24 protein-coding genes and 1 pseudogene are annotated in these 23,679 nt (G+C 33.4%); 22 read left to right on the top strand and 3 right to left on the bottom strand.

The genetic code is table 11. The features are described 5' to 3' along the window. From RK02_RS12075 to arsB, 4 genes are all read left to right on the top strand, one after another. Window positions 1-120 (top strand): zinc ribbon domain-containing protein (locus tag RK02_RS12075; protein WP_155854990.1); only part of this gene is annotated, 120 nt, incomplete at its 5' end. A 327-nt stretch (window positions 121-447) separates the two neighbouring features. Then, window positions 448-723, top strand: coding sequence for an ArsR/SmtB family transcription factor (locus tag RK02_RS03565; protein ID WP_016182881.1), 276 nt, complete (start codon window positions 448-450; stop codon window positions 721-723). 81 nt (window positions 724-804) lie between these two features. Then, a complete protein-coding gene (locus tag RK02_RS03560) occupies window positions 805-1,221 on the top strand; it encodes an arsenate reductase ArsC (protein ID WP_016182880.1) in 417 nt (138 codons plus the stop codon). Continuing rightward, window positions 1,218-2,252, top strand: a complete 1,035-nt coding sequence (gene arsB / locus RK02_RS03555) for an ACR3 family arsenite efflux transporter (RefSeq protein ID WP_016182879.1) — start codon at window positions 1,218-1,220, stop codon at window positions 2,250-2,252. Before RK02_RS03560 ends, arsB begins: the two co-directional genes overlap by 4 nt. Before the next feature lie 111 nt (window positions 2,253-2,363). Here arsB and RK02_RS03550 read toward each other — a convergent pair whose 3' ends face one another. Further along, entirely contained in the window at window positions 2,364-3,641 is a 1,278-nt protein-coding gene (locus RK02_RS03550) for a hypothetical protein (protein WP_016182878.1), read from the bottom strand. Window positions 3,642-4,006: 365 nt separating this feature from the next. On the opposite strand from RK02_RS03550, the gene RK02_RS03545 reads away from it, so the two are divergent. From RK02_RS03545 to tnpB, 7 genes and pseudogenes are all read left to right on the top strand, one after another. Continuing rightward, on the top strand, window positions 4,007-5,512 hold the full coding sequence (locus RK02_RS03545; RefSeq protein ID WP_016182877.1) for a tetratricopeptide repeat protein: 1,506 nt from the start codon (window positions 4,007-4,009) through the stop codon (window positions 5,510-5,512). Window positions 5,513-5,542: 30 nt separating this feature from the next. Continuing rightward, window positions 5,543-5,995, top strand: a complete 453-nt coding sequence (locus RK02_RS03540) for a hypothetical protein (RefSeq protein WP_016182876.1) — start codon at window positions 5,543-5,545, stop codon at window positions 5,993-5,995. Window positions 5,996-6,069: 74 nt separating this feature from the next. Continuing rightward, on the top strand, window positions 6,070-7,335 hold the full coding sequence (locus tag RK02_RS03535) for an AbiJ-related protein (RefSeq protein WP_016182875.1): 1,266 nt from the start codon (window positions 6,070-6,072) through the stop codon (window positions 7,333-7,335). 10 nt (window positions 7,336-7,345) lie between these two features. Further along, window positions 7,346-8,164, top strand: a complete 819-nt coding sequence (locus tag RK02_RS03530; RefSeq protein WP_016182874.1) for a Hachiman antiphage defense system protein HamA — start codon at window positions 7,346-7,348, stop codon at window positions 8,162-8,164. After that, window positions 8,158-11,253 carry a DEAD/DEAH box helicase gene (locus RK02_RS03525; RefSeq protein WP_016182873.1) on the top strand — a complete coding sequence of 1,032 codons (3,096 nt, stop codon included), beginning with the start codon at window positions 8,158-8,160 and terminating at the stop codon, window positions 11,251-11,253. The genes RK02_RS03530 and RK02_RS03525 overlap by 7 nt, the downstream gene beginning before the upstream one ends. A 193-nt stretch (window positions 11,254-11,446) precedes the next feature. After that, window positions 11,447-11,641, top strand: a pseudogene (locus RK02_RS12510) (hypothetical protein). A gap of 23 nt (window positions 11,642-11,664) precedes the next feature. After that, a complete protein-coding gene (gene tnpB / locus RK02_RS12460) occupies window positions 11,665-11,844 on the top strand; it encodes a transposase (RefSeq protein WP_245555651.1) in 180 nt (59 codons plus the stop codon). Between the two features lie 312 nt (window positions 11,845-12,156). On the opposite strand, the gene RK02_RS03520 is transcribed toward tnpB, so the two are convergent. Then, window positions 12,157-12,465 carry a hypothetical protein gene (locus RK02_RS03520; protein WP_016182872.1) on the bottom strand — a complete coding sequence of 103 codons (309 nt, stop codon included), beginning with the start codon at window positions 12,463-12,465 and terminating at the stop codon, window positions 12,157-12,159. A gap of 21 nt (window positions 12,466-12,486) precedes the next feature. Beyond that, window positions 12,487-13,761, bottom strand: coding sequence for a DNA (cytosine-5-)-methyltransferase (gene dcm / locus RK02_RS03515; RefSeq protein ID WP_018451706.1), 1,275 nt, complete (start codon window positions 13,759-13,761; stop codon window positions 12,487-12,489). Between the two features lie 160 nt (window positions 13,762-13,921). Here dcm and RK02_RS03510 point away from each other — a divergent pair, with 160 nt between their 5' ends. The 11 genes from RK02_RS03510 to RK02_RS03460 all read left to right on the top strand — a co-directional run bounded on the left by RK02_RS03510 (window position 13,922) and on the right by RK02_RS03460 (window position 23,563). Continuing rightward, a complete protein-coding gene (locus RK02_RS03510; protein ID WP_016182870.1) occupies window positions 13,922-15,421 on the top strand; it encodes a MutH/Sau3AI family endonuclease in 1,500 nt (499 codons plus the stop codon). 21 nt (window positions 15,422-15,442) lie between these two features. After that, the gene (locus RK02_RS03505; RefSeq protein WP_016182869.1) at window positions 15,443-16,174 is read left to right on the top strand and encodes a protein kinase family protein; all 732 of its coding nucleotides are present in this window, start codon (window positions 15,443-15,445) and stop codon (window positions 16,172-16,174) included. A 125-nt stretch (window positions 16,175-16,299) separates the two neighbouring features. Beyond that, a complete protein-coding gene (locus RK02_RS03500) occupies window positions 16,300-16,911 on the top strand; it encodes a DUF3885 domain-containing protein (RefSeq protein WP_016182868.1) in 612 nt (203 codons plus the stop codon). 292 nt (window positions 16,912-17,203) lie between these two features. Next, window positions 17,204-18,772, top strand: a complete 1,569-nt coding sequence (cls, locus tag RK02_RS03495; RefSeq protein ID WP_016182867.1) for a cardiolipin synthase — start codon at window positions 17,204-17,206, stop codon at window positions 18,770-18,772. 86 nt (window positions 18,773-18,858) lie between these two features. Beyond that, a complete protein-coding gene (locus tag RK02_RS03490) occupies window positions 18,859-19,617 on the top strand; it encodes a GNAT family N-acetyltransferase (protein ID WP_016182866.1) in 759 nt (252 codons plus the stop codon). 9 nt (window positions 19,618-19,626) lie between these two features. Then, window positions 19,627-20,139 (top strand): GNAT family N-acetyltransferase, encoded by a 513-nt coding sequence (locus tag RK02_RS03485; RefSeq protein WP_016182865.1) that lies wholly within the window; start codon window positions 19,627-19,629, stop codon window positions 20,137-20,139. 120 nt (window positions 20,140-20,259) lie between these two features. Continuing rightward, entirely contained in the window at window positions 20,260-21,159 is a 900-nt protein-coding gene (locus tag RK02_RS03480; protein WP_016182864.1) for a carbohydrate kinase family protein, read from the top strand. Window positions 21,160-21,171: 12 nt separating this feature from the next. Further along, on the top strand, window positions 21,172-21,630 hold the full coding sequence (locus RK02_RS03475; protein WP_016182863.1) for an HIT family protein: 459 nt from the start codon (window positions 21,172-21,174) through the stop codon (window positions 21,628-21,630). 113 nt (window positions 21,631-21,743) lie between these two features. Beyond that, complete coding sequence (locus RK02_RS03470; protein WP_016182862.1) at window positions 21,744-22,226, top strand: P-loop NTPase family protein; 483 nt, start codon at window positions 21,744-21,746, stop codon at window positions 22,224-22,226. 31 nt (window positions 22,227-22,257) lie between these two features. Then, window positions 22,258-22,857, top strand: coding sequence for a VanZ family protein (locus tag RK02_RS03465; RefSeq protein ID WP_016182861.1), 600 nt, complete (start codon window positions 22,258-22,260; stop codon window positions 22,855-22,857). Window positions 22,858-22,927: 70 nt separating this feature from the next. Beyond that, complete coding sequence (locus RK02_RS03460; RefSeq protein ID WP_016182860.1) at window positions 22,928-23,563, top strand: DJ-1/PfpI family protein; 636 nt, start codon at window positions 22,928-22,930, stop codon at window positions 23,561-23,563. Window positions 23,564-23,679: the final 116 nt, after the last annotated feature.

Below are 23,679 nucleotides of genomic sequence, written 5' to 3'. Positions count from 1 at the left end.
AAGAAATCGCTCGATATTCGAGAATGGACTTGCCCTATTTGTCATACTCATCATGACCGTGATATCAACGCTAGTATCAATATATTGATTGAAGGTCTAAGAATACAAACTTCAGCTTAGGCACAATCAAAAAAACCGTAGGAACTACGGGGATAGCTTGGTAAATAAGAGAAACCGCTGTTAGTGAAGAAATAAGCTATCAAGTATGCTCTATTCCCAAGAAACTCCCACTTCAAGCGTTAAGAACCGTTAGGTTTAGCTAAGTGGAGAGTAGTTCACCGACTATAATATGATATACCTAGAAAAGAGTTAGCCGAATAAAGAAGGAATCAGATTGGCGTACTCTTTTTATGTTATATTGATAGTTAAGTTTAGCTTTTTTGACAAATCGACTAAATATAGTTATAATTATATCAAAAATATTTGATATGAGAATGAGTGGTCAAAATGAATCATATACAAAATGCTAAAGTATTTAAGGCTCTTTGTGATCCTAAACGCTTAGCAATCATTGAATTATTAACAAACGGGGAACAGTGTGCCTGTGTTTTGTTAGAACAGTTAGATTTAACACAGTCAGGCTTATCTTATCACATGAAAATATTAGTAGAGTCGCAATTAGTTCAAAGTAGGCAAGAGGGCAAGTGGATGTATTATCAAATCTCTACTGAAGGTCGAATGGCTGCGGTGGAGCTACTATTGGCAATTACTGCTACAAAGTAAATCAGCCACCTAAAAAATAGGTGGTTAAAAAAATAATAAACATATCAAAAATATTTGATGTATTATGTAAAGGAGTAAAAAATGAATAAAATAAAAGTTGCCTTTATCTGTGTTCATAATTCGTGTCGTTCGCAAATTGCAGAAGCTTTAGGGAAAAAACTTGCTGCTGATGTATTTGAGAGTTATTCAGCCGGTACAAAGACAAAATCTTCTATTAATTCTGATGCAGTTCGCATGATGAAAGTAATTCATGGAATTGATATAGAAAGTACGCAGCATCCTAAATTACTATCAGCAATTCCAACAGTGGATGTAGTAATAACGATGGGATGCAATGTTGATTGTCCATATTTACCGTGTAAATATCGTGAAGATTGGGGATTGGAGGATCCTTCAGGAAAGGATGATCAAACTTTTGAACAAACGATTGATTTAATTGAGGAAAAAATTAAGGATTTACGAGATCGTATTATTGAAGGAAGGATTGATTGGTTATGAAAAAACGTACACTATCTTTATTTGAACAATATCTGACTTTTTGGGTATTGATTTGTATGGCAATAGGTGTGGGGATTGGATATTTTTTTCCGATTGTGCCAAATATTTTAGGTCAATTTGAATTTTACCAAGTTTCAATTCCAACTACTATCTTGTTGTGGATAATGATCTATCCAATGATGTTAAAAATTGATTTTCGTAGTATAAAAAATATTCGTAAACATCCACAAGGTTTATTTATCACTTGGGTGGTCAATTGGGTGATTAAACCGTTGACAATGTATGGCATTGCAAAATTATTTTTCTTTATCATTTATAACGGAATCTTAAATAAACATCTAGCTAGTGAATACTTAGCAGGCGCTGTATTACTTGGTGCGGCACCTTGTACAGCAATGGTTTTTGTATGGAGTAAGTTGACTAAAGGAGATAGTGCCTATACATTAATTCAAGTGGCTACAAATGATTTGATTATTTTATTTGCTTATGTTCCAATCGTCAGTTTTTTATTAAAAATGGGGAATATCACGATTCCTTGGCAAACGCTATTTTTATCAATTATTCTATTTATTGTCTGTCCACTGGTACTTAGTGTTATTACTAGAAATTTTTTGGTTAAATATAAGGGAAAAGATTATTTAGAAAATAATTTTATTCCAAAATTTGATAAATACACAATGGTTGGCTTATTACTAACTTTAATTATTATTTTTTCATTTCAAGGGGAAAAATTATTAGCACAACCTTTAAGTATACTTTTGATTGCCATTCCTTTAATCATACAGACTTTATTTGTCTTTGCTATTACTTTTTGGGCAGCGTATATAGCTAAATTACCTTATAGTATTGCGGCACCTTGTGGCATGATTGGAGCTTCTAATTTCTTTGAACTAGCTGTTGCTGTGGCTATTTCACTTTTTGGTTTGTCTTCTGGGGCTACATTAGCTACAGTAGTTGGCGTGTTGGTAGAAGTGCCTGTAATGTTGTTTTTGGTACGTGTTGCCAATAACCTACAATCTAGATTTTCATAATAAAAAAGATTTGTTTGTGCAAAACAACGTATGCTCAAACAAATCTTTTTTATTTTGTGAAATAATAACCTTGCATATAAACAAATTTATTCAATTTTTATTTTTTTAAGATTAGGTTTCGTTGCTTTTTGTTTCAACAGCGTTTTTTAAATATTCAATGAATGCATGCGCTTTTTGTATTTTTTTAAGTGTGACATCTTGTAATGAAGTCGCTTCATACCAGTCTGCACCTTGCCAAGATTTAAGCGTTTTTTGATAATTACATAATGCCTCATTCTCATCATCAGGTAGCGGCTCATTGATAAGCGTATATTCAATTTCGAACTTAGCTAAATCATATTGCTGACAAGCTAAACACACCTTAACATACTCAAGCAAGTTCGCATAACTAAGTGGATAAAAATCATCACTATGGAACATTCGATAACAATAACCACCAATCACTAATTCGTGTGCCTGAGCGCGTATCAGGCAAGTAAGTATTTTGTGAAAAGTCTTAATGTTTGTCAAGTTGACTTTTTCGATGATTTTAGGCTGTAATTCTACTTTAAACTGCCCTAAAAGCTGCTCATTTATTTGTTGATAGTCCTCAGCGCTGAAATGTTCAGGAATAATTGACAATAAATGATGCCGAACGGTTAAAAGCTGATGTTCAAATTGCTCAATCGGATTTTGCTGTAAATAAGTCAACAGTTTGTTTTCAAGGGATAAAAAGACTTGTCCTAATTCTTCCTTTCTTTGACTTGACTCCGCGCATTCACTAGAGGAACTTAATCTTTGGCCTTCACTCTCTAAATAGGCCACTGTTTTATTTAGACAATGACAAACAAGCGGGACTACTTGTTTAGAATTTTTGGTACTTGCATATTGGAGATCACTAGGATCGATCCAATCTAATCCCAGTTTCGTTATCCATGGTCCACAATCTTGAAATGGACTAAGATGAAGGAGCTCACGTAAACATAATCGAATGGCTGAGAGCTGAGTTAATTCTTCTGCATGTTGTATTTTTAAAAACTCAGCAGTATCTAACCATTGGGTAAATGGCGTAATCAATTGTTTAACTAAATCACGCCGCCTTTTGATTTTGACCTCTAGAATTAATTGACAGGTCTCATTAATTTTAGGTTTTAAATGTGGATGACGAAACTCTTTAGAATCAAAATGGGCGAAATGAGGTAGACTGGCAAAAATTTTATAAAAAATATCTGGCTCAGTTAAATAATTACTCAAATATATATTGATAACATGTAAATACAGATACTTTAACTCATAATGTTCTGGAAATTGCGGGATGCTCTCTTTTAAATGGCGAATTGCTTCGGCATAATGCTTAGCCTGAATCAATTGCTTGCCCTGTTGAATCGCCTCGTGTGCATTTGCGCTCATCGCTAACACCTTCTTATGTGAATTGTTGATTTAAGTATAACAAATGAGGGGGAGAAAAGAAATTGCTGACTAAACTTACTTTTGAAAGTACAGAGAATAGATGCTGGCTAAGAAATGGTTTAGTCCTTGATTAACAAAATATATTTGATGGTGTAACTGAAGTATGTTACTACCAAGATATAGAATAAAAGAGGATCAACAGAAAGCAAGGCCAACTGGTTTTATTGATAGGACAGGCCTTGATTGGCATAGGTTGTAAGCTATAACTTAACATAAGATTTTTATTAAAGCGTCAAATCATTGTAGATTGTGTAACCGTTATAATCTTGATAAAATAAAGAAAAAAGTGAAATCAGGGAAGCAAAATGGATATTAGAGAGATGACTGCAGAAGAGATTAACCAGATGCCAAGGTTAAGATATCGTAAATACATGGATAATGAATTGGCTTATCAATGGCTTTTTCGTTGCTTTGTACGCCAAAGTGATTTTCCAAAGACGTATCAAATTATTGATGAGGTGCTTGATCATAAGCACAATACCTTGTATCACACCAATCCATTCGAGGTAGCTAAAGAATTATTTTGGGCGGATACACATCGTTTTTGTCCTAAAGATATTTTTATTTTTATGGAGAAGGCCTTTCGCGACCAACTTTATCAAAATGCAGATAGCTTAGCGGCTGATTATCTTGGTGATTTGCATTATTTACCGCGATATCAACAGCTTAATGACCAAAAAGCGCTTAGGTATTATACCGTGGCGGCCAAAGAAGGACGAGAAAATGCGATGGCACGTTTAGGCATTATTTATTACCGACAAAATCGGCTAAAAAAAGCCTATCCTTTTCTGTTAAAGGCAGCATTATTAGGCGATGCAGAAGCAAAATTTCAATTGGCTGAGCTTTATTGGCATGGAGAAGGGGTAAAACAAGACTTATGCCAAGCTCAAAAACTCTATCAAGAAGTCATTGAAAAAAAGGAACAAAGTGAATATTACGTGCGCGCGCTCATTCGTTTGTCTCAATTTCAACGAATGGTTGCAGAGCCAGAAGAATCATTTTTATCTAACCTCAATCTTTTACATGCGGCAGAGTACAGGTATTTTAAGTTGTATCAGGAAATAGCGGGCACCGATGCGAAGATTGAAGAGGCACTCAATCATGAGCGAATGGTTGTGAAACAAGCGATAAAGCAAAGAAAATTCATTTGTGGCTCACAAGGAATCTATGTTCAAACCGCACATGCTAAATTAACAGTAAATAACTGGACTGAAGCAGACATTGAGGATTTACAACGTTTGGCGAAAAGTGACTATTTTCAAAAAGCTGCACCTTTTAGCTGTCCGAACGATCAATGGGCGAGCTTGGACTTGATTCAAACCACGCTGATTGGTGAAAATATCTTTGCCATTCGAATGAGAGACCGAAAAAATAAATATCCCACCACGAATCAACCTACCTCTAAACAGCCATTCGTTGAGCGTTCGTTACCGTTTGATGAAAATCAATGGACGCATCATATAAAAAATAGAGCCAATCAAGGAATAACCACTTATGCAATCGGCTATGCACAATTAGAAAAAGTAGGGGTGGAAAAGAGAAACGAGTATCGGCTACAGTTTTGCTTTGAAAATGAAGCCTTTGCTAAGCAATATACCGAAGAAATCTTTGAAAAATTAATTACCTATGCCTTTGACCGTTTGGAAAGCCGTCGCATCTGGCTTGCCGTAAACAAAGCTGATCGGATCAAACAAGAATATATCCAGCAAAACGGCTTTAAACCAGTCTTAGCTAAAAAGGCTCCATTTAAAGCTGATGGTAAGGACATGGAATATTTCCAATTAACTGAAAAAAGTTGGATGTCAGAATAAAAGAATGATTTGAAAAATGAGGTGAGAGTGATGCGCTATTTGCTATATAATCAAAACCAACCATTCATGGATGTTGAGGTACAAAACCAGCAGATTACTAAAATCCATGAGCTACTAAATATCGACTATGCCCCAATTCAGCTAACGAGCTTGTCTGCTACCCAACCAACTGCCTTGTTAGCAGCAACAAATGACTGGTTATTTAGCCGCAGCATTCCAGTTCAACGGAAGCATTTGCATCAATTATTGAAAAATATGCGCGCTCGATCTACAAAAGAGCTGCTATTCAAAGCTCATGGCATGTCTTTATCTGACCAGTATTGGTTGAAAGAAAAAGAGAGTGAAGTCAAGTGGCAAGAAATGAATTTTTTTGAAAATGACTTTCCGTATGTCAATACGCTAAATACTGTATTTCATCCGAGAACCAGTAACATGTTTTTATATCCGCATTCACCAATTAGCACAACAGAGGGAATGACATAATTATACGGAATATCATCGTGAATATGTATTTATTAGTATTTGATTAGAATAAGATACGGTAGGTGACGGTTCTTATGGAAAATATATCAGGAGTTACCAGAAGAGATATATTTGATTTATTTAAAAATGGAATAAAAAATACTAGTTGGTTGATAGAAGACTCAATATACTATCCTTACTATGGCCGCTTAGAAATTGTAGAATTTCTTAATAGATTGTATAAATTAAATACTTGGGAAAGTAGGGATTTAAGACTTTCTAATGCCGAGCAAGAAATAGCAATGCATACTCGTAATGGAGATTATTCAGACGATTGGATTTTTGTTGATGAGAGATTCCAATTACAGTGTGGTAAAGATAAAGTTCTATTAAATTTTCTTTGTGAAGTTTTTCATCCAGAAGTTCGAGATGAAAGTAAAGATTGGATGTTATACCTACAAAGAATAAATGAACTCCTGCAAGAAGATGGATATGAATTATTTGTTTCTAGTAAGTTATCAGGAAGAAATGTTTATGACTGGAGATTATATACTAAAAAACCAGATATTTATATTCCTTTCTCTGAAAGAAACAAAGGAGTTAATGTAAGTTTTAAACTTCCTAATACCACAAGATATCAACTTTTTAAGATAATGCATTCGTATAATGAAGTATTTCATTTCACTGACGAAACAAATTGGCATTATGAAAAATTAACTACAGAGTGTGTTCTTGAAGATATAAATAAATTTTATGTGCCAAAACATTATGTTGATAACAATCTAGTGGAAATACAACAATTCAATGATTTTCAATTGGGAACAAAGCCAGTAGTTGTTTTTGATGTTATTGAAAGTTTTGCTTGGCATACATCTAATTCAATAGAATTTGAAAATGAAATTAATACTATCTTTAAGATGCATAATATTAATGTTGAACTTTCATGTGGAGAAATTCATTTCTTCGAGGATAAATTCTTGTCTATCGATTCAGAAATTATAATTGATGAAATCGGAGTAGAAGAATTGATAAGAACTGCAAATGATTTATACAATAAAAGGAAATATTCATTTGCAGTTGAAAAACTTTGGGATGCTTTTGAAAGAATTAAAACATATTATGATCCAAACTTGAATAAAAGGGAGTCACTTAATAAAATACTCGATGGTTTAGGCGATAATAATAGTAACATTAGAGAATTATTCAATGATGAATTTAAAGCATTAACTAATATCGGTAACTCATATCGCATAAGACATCATGAAAAAAACAAAATTGACATAAAAAATGATTTACATTATAAATATTTTTATAAGCGATGTTATTCTTTGATTTCGGTAGTAATGGAATTATTACAATAAGGAGAGAACAATGTTTTTTGACAACAGTAAATATTTCGTTTTTGAAAAAGAACTTTATTCTTCTCAAGGCGATAAAATAAATATCTATAAATTAGCTAATGAATTGTTGGATGATGATAGTTTAAATACATGGGCATCTAGTTTGAGAAATAATTATTGTGAAGAACATTTGCTAGATTCATTGATTAATGGAACAGGTCTATCAAAAGAAGAATACTTAAAAAAAATGGTATTTCCCAATCCTTCAGTTTCTCAAGGTGCAGCAACTATGTCAGGAGAATTCGGAGAAATATTAATATTTGATTACATAAATTTTGTTTTAAATTATTATGTTACAAGAACTAGATATTTAGATAAAATAAATCCCAATATGCCTGTTCCTGGTAGTGATGTTATGGGCTACAAGATACAGGATATAAGTAAACCAAGTAAATCAGATCAATTGATTGTTGCAGAAGTGAAAACTCGTTCTAGTATAAATGGAAAAAATTTATGTGAAAAAACCGTTAGTACTGCTATTGATCATTCGGTTAAAGATAGAATTAGAATAGGAGAGTCTTTAAACGCAGAAAAGAGGAGGCTGCTTAATCGTTCAAAATTCATAGAAGCTAAAGTTGTAGAACGATTTCAAAATAAGACAGACAATCCATTTGTGATAAATTTTTTTGCTGTAGCTGTATTAGATAGCGATGTATATTCAAATCAAGATGTTTTGAGTGCTATAGATAGTCATCATGAAATAATCGGCACTACAAATATATTGGTAATTCATTCAAAAGAATTAAAGCACTTTTTAAGAGATTTATATAGGAGGGCTTGCATATGTTGATAGAAAATACTTCCAAGTATTTTTTAAAAAAAATCAGAGCAAAAGCAAAAATGTATGAATATGGTGTGCCAAAGGATATTCATATTAAAGTTGAAGAACAGGCTAATGATCTTATACTACTTTGTATTGGAATAGTTGGAGATATTGCTGATGAAATATGTAAGATGAAAGAATTACCAATAAATCTGTCATCCGAAAATAAAGATAAATTATATTTTGCTTCGAAATTTTTCGATTCCTATTTTCAATCGAAAATGGATTTAAATATGAATCCATATCATATATTAATGGCATCGGTTACTTATTATTTTTGTAATATGAATGGTAGTTCAAAAGTCATGATGACTACTATGCCTAAGCAATCAGATTTTAACTTTTATGCATCAGGATTGGAAAAACTAATAATGTGGTTATTGAATGATGATATAAGATTTGATATTAATGACATTGATGCGAAATATATTGATTACGCTAGAATAATAGTGGATTATCATAATTCATTTTTTGAATGTAAAAATCCTGAAGAACCTAATTTTGAGGAACTTAGAAATTTTGTATATCAGATTGGAAACTATCGAGAAATTTTATTTGTAGATATAATTCTTGCCATAGTAAAAAAGAAAGTGTACAATTCTTGCATTAATTTAATGCCTTTGTATTCGGATATTAATAAAGAACATTGGTTTGAAACTTTCAAGAATAATAAGATGATAAAAGAAATGTGGCCTTCTCAAATTTTGTTAGGGGAAGAAAATATTTATAGTGGAAAATCTGGTGTTATTCAAATGCCAACAAGTTCAGGGAAAACAACCTCTGTTGCCCTTACTATACAGTCTGCCTTTTTGTCAGGTAGAACATCTATTGCAATTATTGTTGCACCGTTTAGAGCATTATGTAAAGAAATAATGTTTGATATGGAAAAGTTCTTTGAGTTTGATGATTCTATAACTATAACAGAATTTTCGGATATCCCTGAACTTAATGAAATGGAATTGGCTACATTAGAATCTATTAACAAAAAAGTATTTGTTATGACTCCAGAGAAGTTAGCTTACATTTTAAAACATAATCAAAAGATAACTGAAAGTATTGGAATGATAATTTTTGATGAAGCACATTTGTTTGATGATGAGAAAAGAGGCACAGATTACGAACTTCTTTTGGCATCTATCAATAACTATATTAAACCGAATGCACAGAAATTATTAATATCAGCAGTTATTTCAAATGCCAATCAATTAAATGATTGGATTAATAATGAAGGTGTTGTGATAAGAAATAATGCGATTAAAGCATCAGAGAAAACAGTTGCGTTTAATAAGTTTACTTCCTTTAATTCTGACACAGTATATAGTAATCTTTATTTTGTAGATTTAGATAAATATTTAGAAGAAGAATTCTATGTGCCTCGTGTCGTTCAAATATTAAAATTAAATAAAAAAGGTGCAGAGAGAAAAAATAGATATTTTCCCGATTTTAAAAATAAACAGGATGTTGGAATTTATTATTCTATTAAATTAGTTACAAACGGTAGTGTTGCAATTTTCTGTTCCAAGAAAGATACTGTAAATAAAATACTATTGAGATTTATTGATTTAAAAGAAAGAGGGATTTCTTTTGATAATTTTAATAGAGTATCAAATGAATTAGAATGTCTCAAAATTGCAAATTTAATAAGGGAACATTTGGGTGGAAATGAGCTATACACAGCTGCATTAAATGGTATTATTGGACATCATGCAGGTATACCGAATGGAATAAGAATTGCTGAAGAATATGCCTTAAAGAAAGCATTAGTTCGTTGCGTTGTATGTACTTCAACATTAGCACAAGGGGTAAATTTACCAATTAAATATTTAATAGTATCCAGCATATATCAATCAAACCATATAATTAAAGTTAGAGATTTTCATAATTTAATTGGAAGAACAGCTAGAGCAGGAAAGGAAACTGAAGGAACTATCATCTTGACAGAAGATGTGTATAAAAACGAGAAAAAAGGTTATCAATTTAATAATTATAAGCATCTTCTTAATGCAGACAACTCTGAAGAATGTTCTAGTAACCTTTTAAAATTGGTCAGGAATATTGATTTAGATAATAAACGTTATATATCATCGGACTATATTAAGAAATATATTACCTTAAGATATTCTTCATATGCAGATTTTAATAATCTAAGAAATAAAATCTTTGAATTTAAAGAGAAAGAAAAAAAGTACGGTGTTGCAGTTTTTGAAAAAATGAATGATATTGAACATATTCTCGTATCTCTAGAAAATTTTATACTTGATTTTTTAGATGCTGAAGATGATAGTTTGGAAATAATTCAGTCTACTTATGGTTATTTTTTAGCTAATGAAGATGAAAAAAAGGAATTAAAAAATATCTATGATTTAATAAAAAGTAATATTAATCAGCTAGAAGTTAGTGATAAATTGATTTATAAGAAAAGTATGATAGGGATAATGAGGATGCAGAAACTATCAAAATTTATAGATGACAATTTATATGAGATTGTCAATGCTGATTTTGATATACTAATAAAGTTGATAAGTGGTAGATTAAAAGAAATTGAAGATTGTAAGATTATACCTAAGCTTTTTGAAAAAGAGTATGTTTATGAATTGTTAAAAATGTGGCTTGATGGTACAAGTTATTTAAAAATATGGGAATATGCAACAAAAGTAAAACTAAAAGTTAGACGCGGAAAAAATAGCAGAGGTATATCATTGGAAGATATAGTATTACTGTGCGATTCAGATTTTGGATATTCCTCTTTAACTATAATCCAAGCAATTATTGAAATATTAAATACTAAAGATTGTGGAGAAAATATACAAAGGGAATTGAACGAAATAATTCAAAGAATAAGGTATGGTGTTCCTAATAAAGCAACAGCATACATATATGAACTTGGGTTTGCGGATAGAATTATTTCACAAAAACTTTTTGAAGTAATAAAAGATTTTAATTGCGACAATAAAAAACAAGTAAAAAATGCATTAAAAAAGAACAAAGAAGAGATAAAAAAAATATTGAATAACTATCCTTCATATTATATGAACAGATTGGAATTAATTAGATAATAACTGAAGTGGAGAATGGTGAGTAATTGTTCCACCTCCTTACCTACATATTTTTCATAATTTTTTCTGATTAGGTAAAGCTCATTCATATCAGATATTATAGTAGACTACTGTAAGCGTCCAATAACATGGTGTATAGCCTCTATGATTCTCCAATTATACTGTATTCAAACAGAAGATTGGAGGATTTTATATGATGAAACAGGCGATTGTCCCTCTAGCGATGCCCAAAACTGGCATGCAACATTGCAAGTAACGAACCAAAAATGAGCTCTTGCTTCGTTGTAAAGTGGGGTTACTTGAGTTCAGCCTTTTTTCATCACTTGATGACACTCAACGAAATGAAATTTTAGAAAAGATGTTCGCTTATGGGACTAAACTTAAGTAATCTGGGTCCCGTCTACATTGTTTGTGGCAAACGGATTTAAGAAAAGGAATCGATTCACTGGCTTATCTTATTCAGTCACAATTGATTTATATCCACTTTCAAAATCTGGCTTTCTTTTTTGTGGTGGAAAAAGCAATCGATTCAAAGCATTTTATTGGGATGGTGAAGGATTCTGGGTGTTTTATAAACGTTTTGAAAAATAGGCGCTTAACTTGGTCATGAAATACTACGGAAGTTCTGGATTTAATGCATGAACAAATTGAGTGGTTAATGAAAGGATTTACTATTACATCTAAAATTGCGGAGGGACTAAAGGGCTGCTAAAAAGTCCCTTTTTAAGGCAAAAATCGGAGAAATTAATGATTGTTTTCTCCGATTTTTTCATTGAATCGACCCTTGAATCAGACCCTGACTGATATGACAAAAAGTTATAGTTTCTCCAAAATCAATTATGCTAATCGCATCTTTGTTCATGAAGAAGTCTTGGTATGTGCCCATAGTTTTTTGGTAGTACTTTATCTATTTAGATATTGATAGTCATTAAGCGTATCTAGACGGTTATATTGTCTGGTTTTATATTTGATGTAATTGGAAACTGCAGCAGAATACATATGGTTTGGATTTTTAGGCATATTGGCTTCCATTTCTTTCACGGCAATCAGTAAATTCCGCAAAGAGTCCAAATTTTCGACTTCATAAAAGTCAATTCCCAATTCTGCTATAATTCTATTATTTGCTTGAGAAGAATATTTTTGTATAGAAGATGTGGATAGACCTTTATTTGCGAGCCAATTTGAGAAGGATGCTTTTTCTGGATTTTCCATTTTGTTTAACCACCTTATAGTTTAATCTTCATTTTCGATTTTATATAATTCATCACCAATTCTTTTAACGATACCAGTTACTAAAGCGTTGCCCATAAAAAACATGCGCATACGATCAGAGACTTCAGAGATGGTTCCGTCTGCTGCTTTTTTGTATTTTGTCCAGTCATCAGGAAAATCTTGCAATCGTTCTGCTTCAATTGGCGTAAGTAGACGATATCGTTCGTTTATTTTTAATAAATGTGTGGAACGATTCACTGATCCCTCACTTGTTAACATTGTTCTAGCTGGTAAGGACAAGTCATCATAAGGCGACATTCCACCTTCACTGTAGGTCCATTTATGACCATCAGCAGTAATTCGTTCAAGTTTTTTAGGTCCACGTAAGTATTGAAATTTTTCGAGTTTTTCTTTGTCGTTTAAGTAATATTTTTCATTAATTTCTTCTTCATTTTGTATGATTTCACCCAATGTAATTGGTTTTTCATCCTGAGTGGGTGTAGTATCGATTGTAAAATATCTACCATGGCGCATAATACCAGTATTCCAAACAGTTCCGCTGAAAGTTTCGGAAATTTGAACTACATCGGTCGCCAATTCATATGAAGCAATTCTATTTTTATTCGGTGTTTGCTCAACTGGAAATTGACGTGCGAAGAGTCCATCTTTAAAGATATACTCGTCATATTGATGTTCTTCAAAGAATAAATTTGATTCAGCATTTTCGAATTTTTTATCTATTTTTTTTGCAAAAGATGTGTCATTTCGATAAACAAAGAAAAATACTCTGCGTCTTCTTTGCGCTCTTCCATATTGAGAAGCATCAATCACACGCCACTCTACTGAGTATCCTAATTGATTGAATGCTGATAACATAATAGCAAAATCACGTCCGCGCTGTTTGGAAGGGGATTTTAGTAATCGATCCACATTTTCTAATACTAGATATTTAGGTTTAATATGTGTTGTAGCACGAATAATTTGCCAAAACAGGACACCTTTTTTTCCTTCAATTCCTAATTCGTTTTTCTTAGAACGTGCAACAGAGTAGTCTTGGCATGGAAAACCTCCGACAATCATATTTACTCCGTTTTTTTTCATTTCATCAAATTTTTCATCAGGAATTAATTCAACATCAGTATTGATATGCTCCATTTCAGGGAAACGATATACTCCAACTTCAAAAGCATCCTGCGATTTACGTGAGGGTTCAAATTGGTTTGAGTAAGTTGTTTTGAAAAAATCTTTATTTGAATTGTTTAAACCAACAATAAATCCGCCAACTCCATCAAACATGGAAAATATTTTTAGTGAATTCACTTTCTTACCTCAATTCTTTTTAGTTCAGATAAAAAAATTATACACGAAAATAGAGTTTTGATCAAGTGAAAGATGTGGCGAGGTGTACAATTTGTTGATAAAATAAAAATAGTAATATATGGGAGTATGATTATTTATGAATTTAGTATATAAAACAAAAGAACAAGTCCACAATAGAGGTTGTGAAGCTATAGGTAAAACAATGGGGGAATTAGCGGCTAGTATGGATGAAAAAGCATCAGGGAAAAAATCTAAAGTTGGTGATGCTTGGGAATCATGGTTTGGGATTGATAAAAATAGTATTGCTGGAGCAGATTTATCAGATGCAGGTGTGGAATTAAAAGCAACACCAGTCAAACATACAAAAAATGGCATTTCAGCTAAAGAGCGTTTAGTATTAAATATTATCAATTATGAAAAGGAGTTCGATAAAACTTTTTCAACTAGTTCATTTTGGAAAAAGAATCAGTTAATGGAGTTAGGTTTTTATGAGTATATTCCAGGTAAGAAATGGCAGGAATATGAATTATTAAAATCTGTATTGTTTACATATCCAGAAAAAGATTTATTAATCATTAAGCAAGACTGGGAAAAAATTCATGAATATATAAAGACTGGTCGTGCACATGAATTATCTGAAGGAATTACTATGTATTTAAGCGCATGCACAAAGGGAGCTAGTAGTAAGTCTGTTCGTGCACAACATGAAAGTTTAAATGCACCTATGGCAAAACAAAGAGCATACTCTTTGAAGAGTGGATATATGACTTATTTATTACGTGAGTTTATTTTTGGTGACAATGAAGATTCGCATGTTCGAGTAAAACCGTTCGAGGAGGGAGAACTTTTTGAGTGGCAAGCACCCTATTATACGGGTGAAAGTATTGTTAGAGATATTAGTATTTTACAAAACACTTCTTTAGAAAATTATATTATTGATAGTTTGAAATCCTATGTTGGAAAGACGGTGTCGGAATTAGCCAGACAGTTTGATATTGAGAAAGATGAGAAAGGCAAGTATCCAAAGGCAATCAATGCGATGTTAGCAAGTAGAATGCTAGGTATTCAAAAAGACTTGGAAAAAACAGAAGAATTCTTTAAAGCAAATATCCAAGTAAAAACCATTCGAGTGCAAAAGAATCATAGTATTAAAGAAAGTATGAGTTTTCCGGCATTTGATTTTAAGCAGCTTGTTCAAGAAAACTGGGAAGAATCAACTTTACGAGACTTGTTGGATTCAGCGAAGTTTTTCTTTGTGGTATTTGAGGAAAAAGAAAATGATGAATTTGTTTTTAAAGGGGCAAAATTCTGGTCTATGCCAGAAAGTGATTTAGAAAATACTGTCAGATTGGCTTGGCAACAAACAGTAGATACAATTAGATTTGGGGTTCAATTGAGTTTTGATGGTAAGAGAGTTACAAATAATTTTATTGGAAAATCTGATAAGAGAATTATTCATGTTAGACCTCATGCTAGTAAATCTAGCTATATAGCTAATGATAAAAATGCCAATCAATTACCAACACCAGCTATTTGGACAAATAAACCCACTGAATTTGCAGATGATTGGATGACGAAACAATGTTTTTGGCTAAATAATGACTATGTTTTTGAACAAGTAAAAGATTTACTATAAAAAACGAATGGAGCGATTCATATGGTGGATTATAATAAAGATGTCAAAAAATCTAATTTTAATAAAGATAGTCGTGCAGAACAAGAATTAGGTATTTTTATGGACGAGAATTATTATTCTAGGCTGTGTGAAGATCAAGCTCCTTACTTAACTTTTGAACGTGAGACTGATTTAAGATTACAATATGAAGGTATTGATGTAATTATTCGTACAGAAGATAGTCGAGAAATAATTATTGATGAGAAATCCGCATTATACTATACCAATAGTAATTTGGATACTTTTGCCTTTGAACTTAGTTTTATAAAAGAGGGAAAAGTTAGAGATGGATGGTTAATTAAAGATGGTTTAAAAACAGAATATTATATGCTAATATGGCCAAATGCAAGATGTATAAAAGATAGGAAAACAGGACAAAAAATTCAAATTGATTTAGCAGAAATAACGTCAAAAGATTTTACGATAGTTGAAGCAATTTTACTCAGTAAAGAGAAATTACTAAAATACTTATCTTCAGTAGGTCTAACAAGAGAAGTACTTATGGAAAAAGCAAAACGATTAAGGTTGAGTAAACAAAATAGTAGAGAAAATTATGCTTATGATAATCTAGAAGGACTTAATTTTTTGCATTTAACTTTCACTTTGAGATTACCTGAAAAACCGATAAATCTGATAATTAGTAAGAAAAAATTAATTGAATTAGCTGATAGAGCCTACTTTATTTCAGACAGAGGATATTTTCCGTGTTATTAATCTTTAATTAAGAATTTTTACTTGAAGATTTACTATGTATCATTTAACAAAGTAAAAATAGAAAAATCATAATTGTATCTTTTGAAAAAATTTTTTACCAATTAATCTAAAAAGTTAGGTGTTATATGAGTTTACATCAACAATTTCTACAAATAATTAAACAAATGAATGTTCAAACAGTATATGCTCCAATCTTTTATCAAGCAAAGTATGCTTTGCGTTTCGAGATGGGCGTGGGGAGACCGATAGATGAAAAAGATCAATTCATATTCTCTTATTTTCAAAATGCGAGGCAACGTGCGCGAGAATTATTTCAAGCACTAGGACCATTTGATATTTTGCGAATAGATTTAAGAGTTGGAACGATAAACGATAAGCTATTTACACAGTATGTTGAGAGTATCGGACTTTCATCAGAAACACAACTTATTACCTATAAAGATGATGGTTACAAATATCTGATTAAAGCCTATTATTGGTATTTACCTGACTTTAATTTAGATGTGGAAAAATTATTTGAAGATATTCTATATACTGATTTTAGAAAGCCACATTTTTTAGCGGGTAATGTATATTTTCTTAATAGCCAAGCTAAGTTGCTTTATCATTTATATGATGATCGTGGGCTAGACTTAGTTGCTACCAATAAAGCAACGCTAAAGCCGATTTATCAACAATATCATCAATGGCTATTAGATTATGATAGAAAAGCGATGCAAGAAATATTTGAAAAATGATTGGGCTGAAAATGCTCAATCGTTTTTTATTAGGGATATGAAGCTAGTCGATGAACAGTGCGCAAATAAAATCTAGCGTGGGAACGGTTAGCGATTAAGCAAGTGATTACCATACCTTGCTTATGTATAGATTTGCTAGTCGTATGTGAAGAATTTGAATGTGTTTTTCCTATATAATATTTATTTGTCTAAGGGTTAGATTGATTATTAAATGTTATGTAAATGGGATGAAAATCATTGTTTTGAAGGGAGTGTGTTATAATTTTTTTAGAAAAGCTAAGGAGGTTTTAACGTGGGTGCAAAACATGCAGCGTCAACTATGGAAGGGCGAGCTAAAACCAAAAATGGGGTAAGTCGTTTGGTTTTTGTTGTATTATCTATTTTGTTAGAGGTAACACTAATTGTACTATTATTTACTACTTTGAGTGATTATGCGGAGTGGCTCAATATTTTGTTACGCATTTTTGGTGCTATTTTAGTGCTGTATATCTATAGTGAAGATAAGACTGCTACGATGAAGATGCCATGGATTATTCTCATCTTATTATTTCCTATTGTGGGGGTAACCATTTATCTTTTAGTGGGTTTGAATCATGGCACGCGTAAGATGCGTGAGCGCTATCGAGCAATTGATGAGCTGTTGTTTCCTTTACTACCCGATTCGCAAGCCTTGATTGATGAGCTTAAGCAAACCAATCCTAAAGCAGCAGGTATTGCCGATTATTTACAGCATTATGCGAAGTATCCGATTTATCAAAATACCAAGGTGACCTATTTTGATGAAGCAGTGAAGGGTTTAAATGCGCAATTAAAGGCACTAAAATCAGCCAAGCATTTCATTTTTATGGAATACCACGCTATTGAGGATAAGGAATCTTGGCAAAAAATTGAGACAATCTTAGTTGAAAAGGTGCAACAAGGCGTTGAGGTACGGGTTTTTTATGATGATATGGGCTCTATTGGTTTTATTAATACTGATTTTGTCAAGAAAATGGCAGGCTTAGGCATTGCTTGTCGGGTGTTTAATCCGTTTATGCCGGGATTAAATGTCTTTTTAAATAATCGGGATCATCGTAAAATTACCGTAATTGATGGTGAGGTTGGTTTTACTGGTGGCTATAATTTAGCAAATGAATATTTTAATGTGACGCATCCTTATGGTAAATGGAAGGATACCGGTATACAGTTGGTTGGGCCAGCTGTTCGTTCGTTAACCATTGCCTTTTTAGAAATGTGGAATGCGGTGAAGGAAACAGATGAGAAGGATGAGCATTTCTTACGATTTTTACCAGCTGAACTGCCTCAAGAGGCGACTGGTTATGTTCAACCTTATGCGTTTATTCCTATTTCCGCTGAACGTGTAGGCGAAGAGGTCTACATCAGTATGGCGAATAAAGCGGAAAAATATTGTTACTTTATGACTCCGTATTTAATCTTAACAGATGAGATGGTTCATGCGATTGCACTAGCAGCTAAACGGGGAGTGGATGTGCGGATTGTCACGCCTGGAATACCGGATAAGAAAATGGTCTATGGGGTTACGCGTTCCTTTTATCCTGATTTAGTCAAGGCGGGTGTGCGGATTTTTGAATGGACACCTGGCTTTTGTCATGCCAAGATGAGCGTGGTCGATGATATCATGGCGACTTGCGGGACCATTAATTTAGATTATCGAAGTCTGTATCATCATTTTGAAAATGGCTGTTTTATGGTTGATAATCAAGTAGTCCTCGATATTAAGGCTGATTTTGATGCGATTTTTCCAACGTGTCGTGAAGTTACCGAAAATTATCGACAAGGTCGTAAAGCGCATTTGTCAATAAAAGAGCTATTTTTAAGATTATTTGCTGAATTGTTATAATTTTTCAGAACATCTTGCACAATTGCGCTTGCAAGATGTTCTTTTTTTGTTATAATGAGAAAAATATTAGAAGGAGATGAGGCGACATGCATAAATGTGTCGAAGCAGATCGTGAAAAAGTTACAGATTATCTCTATCGAAATCCTGCGTTAAATTTATTTATTATCGGTGATTTGTACAATTATGGCTTTGATTCTGAAGTACAGGATATCTATATTGACGAAGATGAAACGGGAATTCACGGCTTAATCTTACGTTATCGAAATAGTTTGTTGGTCCAAAGCGATGAAGGTAGAACTTATCCTGAATTTGTCGCAGAGTTAGTTGAACGTCACCAGGTTACACATATTAATGGAGAAGCGAGTTTGGTGGCAAAATATGACTTTACTGCAAGAGAGAATGTATTATGTTACTTCTCACAATGCAAAGAACTAAAAAAGGCACCTGAAATGACAGCCGTTGAATCGTTTGGTCCTGAAGATGCGCAAGAAATTTCAGAGGTTTTTAAAAGTGCTTTTAAAAACTTTTCAGCGAACCCCGATGAAATCCAAGAAAGTTTGGCGAAAAAACTAGATCGTGTCTATGGCGTTAGAGTAGATGGGAAAATTGTTTCGATTGCTAGAAGTACTGCGGAATGTCCTGGTTTAGCCATGCTAGTCGGTGTGGCTACCTTAGCGCCTTTTAGAAATCATGGCTATGCGCAACAAACCGTGGCCAAATTAACCGCAGATTTATTAGTAGAGGGTAAAGCGCCTTGTCTATTTTATGAAAATCCGATCGCAGCCCGCATCTATGAACGCTTAGGCTATAACCGAGTTGGCAAATGGCGCATTGTGAGATTGTAGGTGAAAGCGATGAGCGTAGAATTAGTCAAAAAACAGGATATTGCTGCAATATATCAGTATCTAAATATAGTTGCGAAACAAACCGATTACCTAACTTTTGATTCATCTGGTTTAACGCTTAGCTTGGCTGAATTTGAACCAGCGATTCTTCAGCAATTAGCAAGCGCAAATACGGTCTATTTTTGTTATAAGCTCGAGGAGAAGATTATCGGATTAATTAATCTGCAAATTTATCCAAAGACAAAAATGGCGCATCGAGCAACATTAGGGATTAGTGTTTTGGCCGATTATCAAAATCAAGGTGTGGGCAACGCTTTATTAACTGTTTTAATTACATATGCTAAGCAGGTCGAACAGCTAGAATTGTTGGAATTAGAGGTGGCTTGTGAAAATGCAGCAGCGATTCATTTATATAAAAAATTTGGCTTTAAAAAAATTGGTGAGCTACCAAGATTTTTTAAAATGAATCAACGCTATTTGGATTTTATCATGATGCAGCTTGATTTAACGTCGAGTAAATAATCATTGAATAAACACGAACAATATGACTTTCTTTTAGCAATTTCGTTTTGAATTTGTTGAATTAGCTGAAATATAAGCCTATAATTTTTATAAAATATACGATATTGAGGCTAGATAAAAATGAGTAAATGCTTAGTTATAGGTTCTTCGGTTTGTGATTGTTTCATATATACAGATAGATTGCCAACTCGTGAGGCAGATGTGCAGATTAAAGCGCAAAAAATGCAAATTGGTGGCTGTGCGTTTAATGTGGCCGCAACTTTAAAAGGCTTAGGAGCTGACTTTGACTTTTTATCGCCTGTTGGTCAAGGCGTGTATGGGGATTTTGTCGCACAGGAATTAACCAAACAACAGTTACCAGTGATGCGAGTAGATGGTGACAATGGCTGCTGCTATTGTTTTATCGAAGCGGATGGTGAGCGCAGTTTTCTATCTTATCATGGCGTTGAGTATCGCTTTCAGCCTGCTTGGTTAGATAGCTATGATCTAGCTAGTTATAGCTATCTGTATCTTTGTGGACTGGAAGTAGAAGAGCCGACTGGTGAGGCTTTAGTGGATTCGTTGGCTAATTTCTCAGGAAAAATTGTTTTTTGTCCAGGTCCTAGAGTGGATAAAATTGCGTCAAAAAGGTGTCAAAAACTACTGAGTTATCAGCCAATTTTACATTTAAACGAGCAAGAAGCTTATCTGATGAGTGGTGAAAATGAATTGCAGCTAGCGATTGAACGGTTGTATAGTTGGACTCAGAGTTTAGTTATAGTTACTTTAGGCGCGGATGGCGTCATTGCTTATAATGGTACTTGGCTAAGGGTCAGTCAAGAAAAGGTACCAGTATGTGATACATTAGGTGCTGGGGATAGTCATGCTGCCGGCTTTTTAGCAGGTGTTTTGTCTGGTAAGAATTTACACCAAAGTCTAGTATTCGCCAATCAAGTGGCAGGAGAAGTCGTGCAGGTGACCGGCTGCTTATTAGAAAGCAAGACCTATCAAAAATTACGTAGATTGAAAACATATGTTTAATAGGAGTAGAGTATGTGTTTTATTTGTGAGCGTATTGATGAAATAAAGCAAGGCATTAATCCATATTTTGTCAAAGAATTAAAGACAGGTTATGTAGTCATAGGAGATCATCAGTTTTTTGAAGGATATACTTTATTTTTATGTAAAAATCATGTCAATGAGCTACATGAATTATCTGATGAATTTAAACAGCAGTTTTTGGTTGAGATGAGCTTAGTACAACAAGCGGTCGCACAAGCTTTTCAAGCAGATAAAATGAATATTGAATTATTAGGCAATGGAGAAAGTCACGTGCATTGGCATCTATTTCCTAGAAGAAGTGGTGATTTAGGTGAATTTGGTCAAAATGGTAGAGGGCCGGTATGGTGGTTACCTTTTGAAAAAATGTATGCAGAAAAAACGAAGCCCAATAAGGAAAAGCTGTCAGTCTTAAAAGCGCAGTTGCTTTTAGAATTAAATCAATTAATTTAAATTTTTTGGCGTTTGGATAGTCTATTCAAACGTTTTTTTTGTTAAGATATGAGTAAGAAGAGTTTGGAAGGTAAGCGTTAGATAGCTTACTTTGGAAGTTGGGAGGATAAGAAATGCAAAAGATTGTTGTAATTGGCTGTCCGGGGGCAGGCAAGAGTACCTTTGCACGAAAACTGCGCGATAAATTACAATTACCTCTGTATTATTTAGATCAGCTGTGGCATCGTGCTGATCAAACGACGATTACAATGGATGAATTCATTGAGGCTCAAAAGGCAATTACAAAGCAAGCATGCTGGATTATCGATGGAAATTACCTAAATACCTTGGAGTTACGTTTGGCTGCTTGTGATACGGTATTTTTCTTAGACCTACCTAGTGAAGTGTGCTTTGAGAGCGTGAAGCAGCGTATTGGCCAGCCTCGTGAGGATATGCCGTGGATTGAGCAGGAATTTGCTGCAGAATTTCAACAATGGATTTTAGATTTTCCAGTTGTGCAAAGACCAGCCATTTGGAAGCTGTTAGACAAATACCGACAAAATAAAGAGATTATCGTATTTGAAACAAGAAAAGCAACCGAGGAATATTTGGCTTAAAGCAATAAAACACATTGTGAGGTGAAAGAGGATGGGAATTAAGATTATTCTTTATAGCTTATTTTGCTTTTTTATGCCGATTTTTATTTACTTATTTATTTTTAAACGCAATCGCTTTAAAAAGAGAGACTTCTTTTATCTTTTGATTTTTGGAGGCTATATTTGGTCCGTGTTTGATGTAACTGGTATTGGCACCTTAAGCGATATTGTCTATGCGCCAAAGGGTGGAGTGGAAAGCTTTTGGATTCAATATTTATTCGTTCAAGCAAAGCCATTTTATCAGCTTGGTCGTAGCTTTATGTTAAATGTGGTTATGTGTGTACCATTTGGTTTATTGCTACCCGTACTATTTCCACGCTATCGGAATATCTTGAAAGCAGTCGGTATGGGGTTACTTTTTTCATTATTTATCGAAGTGACGCAATTATTAAATACGAGAATTAGCGATGTGGATGATCTGATTGCCAATACCTTGGGGACATTTATCGGCTTTTTAGTTTGGAAAATCGGTATTAATCGGGTGGTTCAATTAAAAGAAGGGCTATCAATCCATCCTTGGCAGGTCATTTTTTTAGGCTATTTAGGTCAATGCTTTTTATATTTTCCGTTTTGGTTTGTGCAGCATTTTTAATCCAATTGATGTAACGAAAGCTTAGATTAAAAATACTGTGATGCTTTTGTTTTTGCGAGGAGGGGTTTAGATGAAAAAATTCGCTGTTGTGTTATATCCCAATTATTCGTTACAAGAAATTACCTGTATAACCGCTACGCTAGCTATTTGGTTTAATGAAAAAATTGACTATATTGCGAGTGAAAATAGCTGCTATTTAACAGGAGAGGGGTTGCCAACTTATCCGACTAAGCTTATCCAAGAAATAGAAATAACAGACTATGATTGTATTATCATCCCTGGCTCGACGAATCCGCTATCTGGCATATTTGATGATACTCTGATTGAATTTCTTAGTAAAGGTAAAGGGGGGCCAACTGTTTTTGCTGCAATTTCTTCTACTCCACTTTTACTTGGAAAAGCTGGATTGCTAGAAGGGAAAAGATATACAGGTGGTTTGTTTATGCAACAAATAGCATTTTTTGACTTTATGGAAAAGGAGAACTTTACACACGAGCCGGTGGAAACAGATGAGCGATTAATTACAGGTATCGGTATGTATTATCAGGAGTTTGCTGAGGCAGTGTTGCGATATATGAATTATCCTATAGATGAAAGTTTTTTAAAGCCAAATTTAAAATATCCAACTAAAGAGCAGTTGATTTTTCATTATACTGAGGAAGAATATCGTGAATTTTTAGATGAAATTAGCCAGTATCAAAAATAATTCGCAAAACTACTTAAGTTAGTGTATCGCTAAGTGCTAAAGTTAGATATTTAGGCAAACGCTTATATTTTTCTTGCGTAAGCTGATGAAACTGTTATACTTTAAACAACTAGTTC

The organism is Enterococcus columbae DSM 7374 = ATCC 51263 (genome assembly GCF_000406925.1).
Taxonomy (GTDB): domain Bacteria; phylum Bacillota; class Bacilli; order Lactobacillales; family Enterococcaceae; genus Enterococcus_E; species Enterococcus_E columbae.
The sequence above is the reverse complement of the archived record's forward strand: the minus strand, read 5'-3'. Positions and strand labels throughout refer to the sequence as shown.